Here is a 12,608-nt window from a genome sequence, read left to right as displayed (position 1 = left end):
ATGAAACTTAGATTTTATCTATCTGTTTATTAAAGTTAATGCAGCAGATGGAGCTTTTTGCCTAAGTTAAAAATCACGTTTGACTCCTAATTGGTTTTCTCATATTTAGGTATTCCACAAACTAACGATCTGTTTAATTTTACTTTCATTTGTCAGATAGAACTCCCAAATTATTTCAGTCATTGCCATGTCTGTAATTTAATTGTTTGAATTTGTGTGGTCGTTTTATTTGATTAATAACCTGCTGCCATGCCATCTTTACGACTCTCAGATGCACCAATGTAAATGCCTCTTTCATGATCTCTCCAAATGGCCTGATATCCTCCGTAGTCTCCTGGACTAAAGCCTACTTTATGCCCTTTCTTTGTTAGTCCCAGGATGGTCATGTCATCAAATCCGGTTTCTAGATTAATCTGCCCTTTGCTTTCTGCTCTATAGCCTGTTGGTTGTGAAGAGCCCGAATGGCTGAAACGCGGTGCATCTCCAGCTTCCTGAATATTCATTCCAAAATCGATAATGTTCATGATGATCTGCACATGTCCTTGTGGTTGAAAATCACCACCCATAACACCAAAACTCATGATTGGTTTTTCATCTTTCGTAACAAAAGCTGGTATAATTGTATGAAATGGTCTTTTTCCTGGTTCGAGTACATTGGCATCATCTTGATTAAGAGAGAATAGTTCGCCCCTATTTTGAAGCATAAACCCTTGTTCAGGTGGTACCATGCCAGATCCCATTCCTCGATAGTTGCTTTGAATTAATGAAACCATATTTCCCCATTTATCTGCTACAGTTAAATACACTGTCTCACCATTACTTATGGTTCCAGCTTTGTATAAGCCAGCTTTTTGGTTATTTATTTGGCTTCGTCGTTGTTGGGCGTACGTTTCTGATAATAATTCTTCAACAGGTACATTTTGCATATCCATATCGGCATAATACATTGCCCTATCTTCAAATGCCAGTTTTTTTGCTTCGGTAACAAGGTGTAGATGACGGGAACTACCATATTCTGATTTGCTGAACTGATAACCTTTTAAAATATTCAGCATTTGAAGCGCTGTTATTCCTTGTCCATTGGGAGGTAATTCCCAAATGTCGTAACCGCGGTAATTGATCGAAACAGGATCAACCCATTGTGAGTGGTGTTCAGCCATGTCTTCCATGCTCAGAAAACCACCTTGCTCTTGTATAAATTGAGTGGTTGTTTTAGCCAATTCACCCTTGTAAAAATAATCGCGACCGTTTTTGGCAAGCTGCTTATAAGTGTTAGCCAAGTAGGTGTTTCTAAAAACATCTCCTTTTTTAGGTGCAACACCATTGGTGGTGTATGTGCTTGTAACATTAGGGTATTTTGCATGGAACTGTACAGATCGTCCCCAGTAATAAGCAATTAATTCACTAACAGGAAATCCATTTTCAGCATATGAAATAGCAGGTGCTAAAATATCTTTCATTTTCATTTGCCCAAAACGCTCATGTAGTTCAAACCAACCGTCTACACATCCTGGAACACTTACAGGTAGAGGTCCATAAGCTGGTATCTTGTCAATGTTTTCATTCTTGAAGTATTCAAGGCTTATGTTTTTGGGCGATCGACCACTTCCATTTAGTCCATATAATTGTTTTGTTTTTGCATCCCAAACAATAGCAAATATATCCCCTCCAATGCCCGATCCTGTTGGTTCCATTAAACCAAGTGTTGCATTAGCGGCTATAGCTGCATCAATGGCATTGCCTCCATTTTTTAATATGTCAACTGCAACTTGAGTGGCGAGGGGCTGGCTGGTGCATGCCATTCCATTTTGTGCAAGTACTTCGCTGCGAGTAGCATGATTGAAGCCTGTAACTCTATCTTGTGCGAATAGTGCGCACGGTAATAGCAAACCAATAAGTAATAGTAAATTTTTCATGGCGATAGATTATTGTAAATAGTGAACTTAAAAGTATAAAAAAACTGTAGAATACTATTGGTATAGCAAACTACAGTTTTAAAATATTTTAATGCTTATAAATTAAGCTATTGCTAACTTACTCACAGGGTGATTTAGGTAATCGTAAAAGATGCCAACCAATAGTTGGTGATCCATATCAGGTGATATTGGAATTAACAAATCGGCGAATGTATCTTTGAATACGACTTGTAGTTCATTTGTTTTTGGGAATTCAATGCCGGCCACTTTCTGGTGCATACGAATCTCACCAAGTGCTGTAATTAATTTAATAACCATAACTCTTTCCTTTTACCTTGTTTAGTACCGTCCGGGTGTGTTGTTTCCGGTATAAAAGTATGTTTGATGAGGTGTTTGGCCAAGGGAAAGCGGCCTTATTCCATAAGATGATGAATTATTGGGGTAAAACGTTTTTAATTGAAGATTAATAAAAAAGAGCCCTGTAAACGGCATGAAAATGGTGATGAATGTTTATAGAAAGATACTTTTGTGTTTGTAACTTCCCAGTACTTAGTTTGTTGTGGGTGTTTAAAGCCTTGTGAAATTAATTCTGATTTATATCACACTTTTAAGCCTTACAACCATGAGTAATCGCAGGACTTATTATGTGTTTTATCATGAATTCTGATGAGTTTTTTTACCTTTGCTTCAACTCAATGTTTGATGAATGGCACGAGAAGAAAAAGGAAAGAAGATAGTTGATAAACTAAGGCATAAGTACAGGTTAGCTATATTTAATGAGCAGACATTTGAAGAGGTTTTTGGGATGCGTTTTTCTCGCCTAAATGTGTTTACAATTCTGGGAGTTAGCCTTACAGTCCTAATTGTAGCAGTTATATTTTTAATTGCATTTACCGGTTTGCGCGAATACATTCCAGGATATCCCGATGGTCAGCAAAGGCGTTTAATCGTTCAAAATTCACAGCGTGTTGATAGCCTGATTATGGAGGTCGAAAGGCGTGATAAGTTTTTCAGAGATATTCGCTCGATTATGTCGGGAGGAGTGCCTGAGGGATCCATGCCTGAGGATGTTAAAGATGCTGTAGGAGGCGATGAGAATAACAGTGTCGTGTTTAAGAAGTCTGAAGAGGATTCGATATTTAGAGAACAAGTTGAAAAGGAAGAGAAGTTTAATCTAGCAGTGTTTGATAATAACAGTACTAAGTTTGAATTAGAGCACAGCTTCTTATTTACTCCTTTAAAAGGTGTTGTGGTAAATAAATTTGGTGAGTCACAAGATCACTACGGTGTTGATATAGTTGCAACGCCAGGTGCACGTGTAAGTGCTGTTCTTGATGGCACCGTTGTTTTTACAGGATGGACTGTAGAAACAGGTTACGTTATTCAACTACAACATTCTAATAACTTAATATCCTTATATAAGCATAACGAGAGTCTTTTGAAAAGCATGGGCGATAAAGTTCAGGCCGGAGAGGCGATTGCAAGTGTTGGTAATTCAGGCGAACTAACAACCGGTCCGCATTTGCATTTTGAGTTATGGTATAATGGAGTTCCTTTAGATGCAGAACAATATATGTCGTTCGAATAATGGCATCAACAAACAAGCGTAAAAATTAATGTCAAAGAAAATAGCAATACTAGGCTCTACAGGTTCTATTGGAACTCAAGCCCTTGAAGTAATTGATGCACATCCAGAGCATTTCGATGTTGAAGTGATAACGGCGAATAACAGTGTTGATTTATTAATTGAGCAAGCCTTAAAGTATGATCCCAACACTGTTGTGATCGGGAATAAAGATAAGTACACCCAATTGAGCGATGCATTAGCTCATACCGATGTAAAGGTTTATGCAGGAGAAGAAGCCATAGCTCAGGTTGTGCAAATTAGTAGTATCGACGTGGTTCTTACAGCCATGGTTGGGTTTTCTGGTTTGCAGCCAACAGTTAATGCCATAAAGGCTGGTAAGCAAATTGCTTTAGCGAATAAGGAAACACTAGTTGTTGCTGGCGAAATAATAACACAATTGGCGCTTGAGAACAAAGTCAGTATTTTACCTGTAGACTCTGAGCATTCGGCTATTTTTCAATGTTTAGCAGGTGAGTTTCATAATCCAATTGAGAAGATTATTCTTACAGCTTCCGGAGGTCCGTTTAGAGGTAAGAAAGTTGACTTCTTACGTAAGGTGACCCGATGTCAGGCTTTGAACCATCCGAATTGGAGCATGGGTGATAAAATTACCATTGATAGTGCATCAATGATGAATAAAGGATTGGAGGCCATCGAAGCAAAGTGGTTATTCAATGTGAAACCCGACGATATTGAAATAGTTGTTCATCCGCAATCCATTGTTCATTCGTTGGTGCAGTTCGAAGATGGCTCCATTAAAGCACAATTGGGTTTGCCTGATATGCGGCTGCCCATACAATACGCCATGACTTTTCCTGAGCGTTTTAAATCTGATTTTCCACGATTTAATTTTATGGATTATCCGCAGTTAACATTTGAAAAAGTTGACGTAAGAGTTTTTCGTAATTTAGATTTAGCTTATCAGGCCATGAAAAAAGGAGGCAACATGCCCTGTATTTTAAATGCTGCTAATGAAATAGCAGTAGATGGTTTCTTAAAGCAAAAGATAGGATTTGTTGAAATGTCTGATGTAATTGAGCAAACAATGATGAAGGCTACAGTGATAGAGCATCCTGCTTTAGATGATTATTTCCAAAGTAACTCAGAAGCAAGAACCATAGCAGAACAAATAATAAAAAAGTAACATAGGTATTGACCTTTTTTGGCTTTGCGGTGTTAAAGAATAATTAAAAACTGTGAAGAAATACCCCTTACTATAAATATGAATCGCTTATTGGCGCGAAAAGAATATATTTGTGCCGAATAAGAAAAAAGATAATTAATGGAAATTTTTATAAAAACGGTGCAACTGTTGCTTAGCTTATCATTACTAGTGATTTTGCACGAATTTGGTCACTTCTTTTTTGCTCGACTATTTAATACTCGGGTTGAGAAGTTTTATTTATTCTTCAACCCTTGGTTTACCTTATTTAAATATAAAAAGGGAGATACAGAGTACGGTGTTGGTTGGTTGCCTCTTGGAGGGTATGTAAAAATATCTGGTATGATAGATGAGTCGATGGATAAAGAGGCCATGGCTCAGCCTGCTCAACCGTGGGAATTTAGAGCTAAACCAGCATGGCAGCGCTTGCTGATAATGGTTGGTGGTGTAGTCGTTAACTTTATCACAGCCTTTTTTATTTACTGGATGGTGTTGTACACCTGGGGTGAGCAATACATACCTGTGTCATCAGCCAAACATGGTTTGTATTATCACGAAGTAGCCAAAGAAATTGGTTTGCAAGATGGAGATGTGGTACTTAAGGTAGATGATTTTACCGTTGAAGAAAGTAGTGATATTGCCCGTCTAATTTTGCTTGAAGATGCAAAGTCTTTGACTGTAAAAAGAGGTAATGAAACGTTTAACTTATCCATTCCTGAGGATTACGACCAACGTATGATTTCGGAAGAAGTACGTGGGTTCGCCGATGTACGTTATCCAGTTGTGGTGCATGATTTAATGAGTGGATCAAAAGCGGATGAAGCTGGTTTATTGACTGGCGATAGTATTGTGAGTATTAATGGTGAATCAACAGCCTTTTTCAATGAGTTTTCTGCTGCCTTGTTCAATAATGTGGAAAAAGAAATTGATCTGGGTGTTTATAGGGGTGATGAATTATTAACACTGAATTTGACGGTTCCAAAATCGGGTAAAATAGGTTTTTACTTGGTAACACCTGATAATTATGTAGAGATTCAGCGCCATGCATACGGCTTTTGGGAAGCTTGCCCTAAGGGTATTGCCAAAGGAGTTGATATATTGGTTGGTTACGTGAAGCAATTACGTTTAATCTTTACCAAAGAAGGAGCTAAGCAAGTAGGTGGTTTTGGAGCCATGGGGAAATTGTTCCCATCGACTTGGAACTGGTATGTATTTTGGTCCAACACAGCATTGATATCGATGATATTGGCTTTTATGAATATTTTACCAATCCCAGCTCTTGACGGTGGCCATGTGTTGTTCTTACTTTACGAGATAGTAACAGGGCGTAAGCCGGGTGATAAATTTATGGAGTATGCGCAAATTACGGGAATGATTCTTTTATTGGGACTTCTCTTATTTGCCAATGGAAATGATATCTTTAAAGCTTTCTTTAAATAAGAGAGTTTATTAAATTTGTATAATATAAAACATTAAGATATGAACAGTTACGTACTATTGTGGGCTATGCCAGGTGGACCAGAGATAATCCTTATTGTATTGGCATTATTACTTTTGTTCGGAGGCCGTAAAATTCCGGAGTTAATGAAAGGACTTGGTCAAGGCATGAAAGAATTTAAAAAAGCACGCAATGATGATGGAAAAAAGTCGGATGGTGATACCAATGGAGAGGCCAGCGACGATTCATCGAAGTAAGTAAACACTTGATAAAACTCAGTATACCAAGGCCGACCCTCATTGAGGATTGGCCTTTGGCATATATTTGTATCCATTATTAAACTATTCTGTATGCCGCGATTGGTCATGTGCATTATCTTACTGATGATGTTCAAATTCGTTGATGCGATTAATTATGAGTATCCACATTATCCGCAATGGATGTATGAGAATCGCTTGAGTGAGCTCGATAAGGAGACCGTGGTAAAGCTCGATTATAACTCAAAGGTACAAGCCTATATTGATGTTTATACCATTAAACGACGCGAACACCTGTCTAATATAATTGGGCAATCAGAATTTTATTTTCCGCTTTTTGAAGAGTATCTGGCCAAATATGATTTGCCGATGGAACTAAAATATCTCGCCATTGTCGAGTCGGCTTTAGATCCCAAAGCCAAATCCACATCGGGCGCCATGGGTTTGTGGCAGTTTCTTTACCACGCCTCGCGCATGTTTGATCTTAAGGTTGATAACTATGTAGATGAGCGCTGTGATCCTGTAAAAAGCACCGAAGCGGCTTGTCGTTATTTGAAATATCTGCATCGAAATCTGAATGATTGGCAATTGGCATTGGCGGCATACAATGGAGGTATTGGTGTTGTACAAAAGGCCATTGAACGCTCGGGTGGGAAAACCAATTTTTGGGAGTTACAACCTTATTTGCCCAAGGCTGTTCAAAGTTATGTGCCGGCTTTTATTGCGGTTAATTACGTAATGAATAATTACGAAAAGCACGATGTTGAAAAGAAACCAGCTATTCTGAATTTTAACGAAGTAGATACTGTGTTCATTCATAAATCGCTTAGTTTTGATCAGATTGCCAAAGCTTCAAAAACACCCATTGAAGTTGTAGAGTGGTTAAATCCATCGTATACAAAATCGTTTATTCCTGTTAATGATCAGGCGGTTTGTGTGTTTCTACCCAAAAAAGGGATGTTACATTTTGTTAGAGCTGTTAATGACTTAAGTGAGGCACAAAAGCCAACCAGTAAAATTGTACCTGTTGGAGATGTTACAGGTAAGGAAAGTACTGTACACATTGTTCAAAAAGGGGAGTTCTTTCATAAAATTGCCATTGATAATAATTGCCGCATAAGCGACATAATGCATTGGAATAACTTAAAATCAAGAAGGCTGTTAATCGATCAGAAATTAATTGTTTGGCGACCAAAGAAAGCACCGAAAGTTTTTTTTGTAACCGAGGTAATTGAATCTGATAAACCGGTTATACAGATTAATCAGTTATACTCATACCAGCAAATAACTATAAACCATCACTAATACATATTCTTATGAGCATCTATAAATATTTACTAATTGCACTCCTTGTATTTTCAAGTTATTCGTGCAAGGATAAAGGAGCTGGATATAAACCCAATGTAGCTGGTAAAGCCGGTGAGATGTTGGTAATCATGGATGATAAAATTAAGCAATCGCCAGGAGGAACCGAGTTGCAGAATTTATTGCGCGAGACTTACCTTGGCCTGCCTCAGGCAGAGCCTCATTTTAAAATGAATGTTGCACCACATCGTTCATTCTCATCGTTTATGAAAACATTGCGTAACCTGGTTGTTGTAACTGTTGGATCCGAGGTAAAAGAAAATGATGTGAAATATTACCGTGACCGTTGGGCTCTGCCTCAGGCATTTGTCAATATCACAGCTAAAGATACGGCGGCACTTAAGGTATTGGTTGATGAACATCAACTAAAATTGCTAAGCTTCTTTAATAAGGCCGAACGTGAGCGCTACATTGCTTCGTATGAAAAATTTCCAAGCGATGAGTTGGTAAAACAATTAAACGCCAGCTTTAACATGCGCTTATCGGTGCCTAATAGTATGGTTATTAAATTATCAAATGAATCGTTTTTATGGATGAACGAAGCGGCTAGCTGGGGCTTTCAAGCCATGTTTGTGTATGAGTTCCCCTACATTGGAGAGGGAACATTTTCCAAAGAGTATTTATTAAACAAAAGAGATTCAATTCTTAATAAAAACGTACCAGGCCCATCCGATGGTTCGTACATGACTACCGAACATCAATACCCCGTTATTTATAAAAAAGCGACCATCAACAAAAACGAAGTAGTTGAATTGCGTGGCTTATGGAAGGTGCAAAATGATATGATGGGTGGTCCTTTTGTTTTACAGGCGCATTACGACAAGAAAAACAACCGCGTAATTGTAACAGACGGAGTGGTGTATTCGCCTGAAAAGCCTGATAAGCGCGATAAAATTCGTCAGTTAGAAGCTTTGATGTACACTTTAAAACTACAATAGTTATGATGCCTCAACTCAATAGCAATGCCTTACGCGAAGCATGTGGACGAGATGAATTAATTAGGAAAGCTGCAGCACAAATCATCAAAGATTTTGCAGAGTTTGGTTTTGAAGTCAGTTTCTCGGGCAATGTTGAGGGTTTTTACGATGAAGTTTTCAAGCAGATGAAAGTGCACATCGTACAGATTATGGGAGAGCATTATTCGCAATTTCTCAACTTTTTGTACCGTATCGATGTTACAGAGGGGCAGGTGTCTGTTTATCAGAGCGAAATGGGCGATGCCAGTTATGAAGATGCACTAACTGAATTAATTATTCATCGCGAGATGAAAAAAGTAATGATCAGAGAATATTTTAAATCTCAGGGACCGAGCCAGGAAAATGACTGGACAGAGATTTCTGAATAATATTATTTACTATGCAATTACAAATTAAACATACGGGTGAGCGTCCCGAGAATGTAAGGAATATATTCCTTGTAAAAAACGCTGCTATACTTAAGGATTTTGGCTTTAATAGTGAGGCCTTGGCTTATGTTGAAAATAAAATTGAAGCCAAAGAAAAGTTGATTACCATTCAGAATTACAACATCGTATATTATGTACGTATTGTGGCTGATGATGAGGATAACAATAAAGGATACGAAGCTTTGCGTAAAGATGGCAGCACCATTTATGCCGGACTAAAAAGTGATAAGCAATCGTCGGTATGCATTTATGATTTGCTTGGAGATAAAGCTGCTACACTGGCTTTAACCGAAGGCTTAGCTTTGTCGGCTTACCGTTTCGACAAATATAAAACAGATAAAACTGATGAGGCGGAGACTGTTACCATTTGGGTGGCCTCATCGGAATTGAATCAAGGTGATTTGGATGAAGTACGTTTACTAAGCAATGCTGTTTATGTAACACGTAACTTGGTTAACGAACCTGTTTCAACCCTTAATGTGGAAGAATTATCGGATACCATTAGTGAGTTGGGTGCTATACATGGTTTTGATGTTGAAATATTTGATAAAGCCAAGATTGAGGCTCTGAAATTTGGTGGCCTGCTGGGTGTTAATAAGGGTAGCGTTGATCCGCCCGCATTTCATATACTAGAGTGGAAACCTGAGAATGCCAGTAACGAACAACCTGTTGTATTGGTTGGCAAGGGAGTGGTGTTCGATACGGGTGGTATTAACCTTAAAACGCCTCCAGGAAGTTTAGACGATATGAAAGCAGACATGGGAGGAGCAGCTTCTGTTGTTGGTGCTTTTGTGGCCATTGCTTCTAACAAATTACCTGTTCACGTAGTGGGATTAATTCCTGCAACAGATAATCGCCCTGGTGGTAATGCAATTGTCCCTGGAGATGTATTAACGATGCACAATGGCAAAACCGTGGAGGTGCTTAATACCGATGCAGAAGGGCGTTTGATTATGGCTGATGCATTATCCTATGCTAAAAAATATGATCCCGAATTAGTCATTGATTTGGCAACGCTAACAGGTAGCGCAGTTATGGCTTTGGGTCAGTATGCCACTGTTGGTATGGGAACAGCCAACGACAGTGTTTTTAAACAATTGGAAGAAGCGGGTAATCGGGTATACGAACGTGTGGTGCGTTTTCCTTTCTGGGATGAATATGGTGAGTTAATAAAATCAGACATTGCTGATATTAAAAACCTCGGAATACGCGAAGCAGGGGCTATTACGGCAGGCAAGTTTTTAAGCCATTTTGTTGAAGCACCATGGATCCACCTTGATATTGCTGGGCCAGCCTATGTTAAAAAGCCCGATAGCTATCGTGGATCAGGAGGTACCGGTGTTGGAGTACGCATGCTTTATGAGTTTCTGAAAAATAGAAGCTAGTTTGTCAATTTATATTACTTTTAATGCTTAGTATCACTTTCACAGCTATTGTGAGGGGTAAAATTAGAAGATATGAGTGAAGGAAAAATAAAAGTGGGTATCACCCACGGAGATATTAATGGAATTGGTTACGAAGTGATTTTTAAAACCCTGGCCGATGCCAGAATATTTGAGTCGTTTGTGCCAATTATCTATGGTTCTTCAAAAGTTGCAGCATACCACCGTAAGGCCTTAAATATTCCTAGTTTTAGTCTTAATAGTATTAATGATGTTTCAGACGCGCATAGTAAACGCGTAAATATTATTAACTGTTTAGATGATAATATACGTGTTGAATTGGGTAAGTCAACCACTATTGGCGGAGATTCGGCATTTAAAGCGCTCGAAGCAGCTGCTCAGGATTTGAAAGAAGGTAAGATTGATGTGCTGGTTACGGCGCCTATCAACAAAGAAAATATTCAATCCGAAGCGTTTAACTTCCCAGGTCATACCGAATATTTACATCAGGTTGCTGGCGATGGAGAAGCATTGATGCTGATGGTGTCGGAGCATATGAAAGTAGGTGTTGTGGCTGGTCATGTGCCTATTAAAGATGTGGCTTCGAAAATTACTGAAGAAAGTATTTTAAGTAAGTTGCGAACTTTAAACCATACGCTGCAACAGGATTTTTCGGTGCGAAAACCGCGTATTGCTGTATTAGGTCTTAATCCACATGCCGGCGATGGTGGCGTATTGGGTAGCGAGGAGCAGGAAATAATTATACCGGCTTTAAACAAAGCCAAGGAAGAAGGTATTATGGCTTTAGGTCCCTATCCGGCTGATGGTTTGTTTGGTAGTGATCAGTTCAGAAACTTTGATGCTATACTAGCGATGTATCACGATCAAGGTTTGGCACCGTTTAAAACATTGACCTTTTCAAAAGGTGTTAATTTCACAGCAGGACTGTCTTTCATCCGTACATCTCCCGACCATGGAACAGCCTTTGAAATAGCAGGACAGGATAAGGCTAATGCCACCTCGTTTAAAGAAGCTATTTACTTGGGTGTTGATATTTGTCGAAACCGTAAGATGAATATTGAACTATCGAAAGATCCGCTTAAAAGCTATGATATTAATGAATTAGAGCAGAGAGATTAATATTAGCAATTTCGAATATAATTGAATCGAAAAGAGGCCGTCCGTAAAGGATGGCCTTTTTAATTTTGTTTAATTCGTCCATTAACTAAGGCAAATGTAAATTGTGTGGATGTTTTTTTACTTGGTGATATTATACCAAATAACAATCTTTTTTAGTAGTGCTTCAACAACCCTTTTGGGTTGTTTTTATAAGAATTAGTACCGATTTGTTATTTGATTATAGTTAGCTAATGAGTTTATAGCTAGGTTTGGTAAACAAGGTAATTTTAAAACATATTAAAATGAAATTTAGATTTTTATTAAGTACACTTTTTATTGTAGCTGTATTATTTAGTAGTTGCGATAAAGATGATGATGGTATTAGTGTATCAAAGGATGAGTTAATTGGTAAATGGGCTCTTGTTTCAGCTACTTACACTGTTAATGGTGTAACTGAAAGTGAAACTGATTTGAATGAAACAATTACATTTAATGAAGATGATACTTACTCTATGTCATATGATGGTTTTCTTGAGGAAGAAGGGCAATACTCTATCTCTGGAAACAAACTGACTCTAACAATCGGAGAGGGTGATGAAATGGAGCAAGGCGTAATGACTATAACTCACTTTTCAGACAACAGTTTTACAATCAGTGCTTCTGAGAGTGAAGAGTTCATGGGTGAAACTTTTAGTGTGAGTTTTACATCAGAATATGAACGCGTAATTGACTAATGTGATTTACAAAATATTGCATCTAATCTCTTAAGTGATACGATGCTGGAAATAGAGGCTGTCCGCAAAGGATGGCCTTTTTTTGTTTTTGTTGCCTGTTGTTGTGCTGTGTAATTAAGACGATCTGGAATCAACTACATATAATCTTTCTAAATAACAGTAGACTCTTAAAAAACAATAACTTTTAATTTGTAACCAAAAAA

The 12,608-nt window shown here is 38.2% G+C and carries 12 protein-coding genes; 10 read left to right on the top strand and 2 right to left on the bottom strand.

Features of this window, described 5'->3' with window-relative positions; translation table 11 throughout:
• Positions 1-233 precede the first annotated feature (233 nt).
• Together ggt and FNN09_RS17660 are read right to left on the bottom strand one after the other, a co-directional pair.
• A complete protein-coding gene (ggt, locus tag FNN09_RS17665; RefSeq protein WP_143303810.1) occupies positions 234-1,916 on the bottom strand; it encodes a gamma-glutamyltransferase in 1,683 nt (560 codons plus the stop codon).
• Between the two features lie 102 nt (positions 1,917-2,018).
• Positions 2,019-2,234 carry a hypothetical protein gene (locus FNN09_RS17660; RefSeq protein ID WP_143303809.1) on the bottom strand — a complete coding sequence of 72 codons (216 nt, stop codon included), beginning with the start codon at positions 2,232-2,234 and terminating at the stop codon, positions 2,019-2,021.
• 388 nt (positions 2,235-2,622) lie between these two features.
• Between FNN09_RS17660 and FNN09_RS17655 the strand changes: the two genes are divergently transcribed.
• From FNN09_RS17655 to FNN09_RS17610, 10 genes are all read left to right on the top strand, one after another.
• Positions 2,623-3,504 carry a murein hydrolase activator EnvC gene (locus FNN09_RS17655; RefSeq protein ID WP_143303808.1) on the top strand — a complete coding sequence of 294 codons (882 nt, stop codon included), beginning with the start codon at positions 2,623-2,625 and terminating at the stop codon, positions 3,502-3,504.
• Between the two features lie 28 nt (positions 3,505-3,532).
• Positions 3,533-4,687, top strand: coding sequence for a 1-deoxy-D-xylulose-5-phosphate reductoisomerase (locus tag FNN09_RS17650; RefSeq protein ID WP_143303807.1), 1,155 nt, complete (start codon positions 3,533-3,535; stop codon positions 4,685-4,687).
• Between the two features lie 138 nt (positions 4,688-4,825).
• Positions 4,826-6,145, top strand: coding sequence for an RIP metalloprotease RseP (rseP, locus tag FNN09_RS17645; protein WP_143303806.1), 1,320 nt, complete (start codon positions 4,826-4,828; stop codon positions 6,143-6,145).
• A gap of 39 nt (positions 6,146-6,184) precedes the next feature.
• Positions 6,185-6,400 carry a twin-arginine translocase TatA/TatE family subunit gene (gene tatA / locus FNN09_RS17640; RefSeq protein WP_143303805.1) on the top strand — a complete coding sequence of 72 codons (216 nt, stop codon included), beginning with the start codon at positions 6,185-6,187 and terminating at the stop codon, positions 6,398-6,400.
• Positions 6,401-6,493: 93 nt separating this feature from the next.
• Positions 6,494-7,705 (top strand): lytic transglycosylase domain-containing protein, encoded by a 1,212-nt coding sequence (locus tag FNN09_RS17635; RefSeq protein ID WP_143303804.1) that lies wholly within the window; start codon positions 6,494-6,496, stop codon positions 7,703-7,705.
• Between the two features lie 11 nt (positions 7,706-7,716).
• Positions 7,717-8,703 carry a DUF4837 family protein gene (locus FNN09_RS17630; RefSeq protein ID WP_143303803.1) on the top strand — a complete coding sequence of 329 codons (987 nt, stop codon included), beginning with the start codon at positions 7,717-7,719 and terminating at the stop codon, positions 8,701-8,703.
• 2 nt (positions 8,704-8,705) lie between these two features.
• Positions 8,706-9,110 (top strand): hypothetical protein, encoded by a 405-nt coding sequence (locus tag FNN09_RS17625; RefSeq protein ID WP_143303802.1) that lies wholly within the window; start codon positions 8,706-8,708, stop codon positions 9,108-9,110.
• A gap of 11 nt (positions 9,111-9,121) precedes the next feature.
• Positions 9,122-10,555, top strand: coding sequence for a M17 family metallopeptidase (locus tag FNN09_RS17620; protein WP_143303801.1), 1,434 nt, complete (start codon positions 9,122-9,124; stop codon positions 10,553-10,555).
• A 72-nt stretch (positions 10,556-10,627) separates the two neighbouring features.
• Positions 10,628-11,692, top strand: coding sequence for a 4-hydroxythreonine-4-phosphate dehydrogenase PdxA (gene pdxA, locus FNN09_RS17615; protein WP_143303800.1), 1,065 nt, complete (start codon positions 10,628-10,630; stop codon positions 11,690-11,692).
• A gap of 281 nt (positions 11,693-11,973) precedes the next feature.
• Positions 11,974-12,405: a lipocalin family protein gene (locus tag FNN09_RS17610; protein WP_143303799.1), complete on the top strand. Its 432-nt coding sequence runs from the start codon at positions 11,974-11,976 to the stop codon at positions 12,403-12,405.
• Positions 12,406-12,608 lie beyond the last annotated feature (203 nt).

The sequence above is a fragment of the Carboxylicivirga sp. M1479 genome (assembly GCF_007097485.1).
In the GTDB taxonomy this organism is placed as follows: Bacteria; Bacteroidota; Bacteroidia; order Bacteroidales; family Marinilabiliaceae; genus Carboxylicivirga.
The sequence above is the reverse complement of the archived record's forward strand: the minus strand, read 5'-3'. Positions and strand labels throughout refer to the sequence as shown.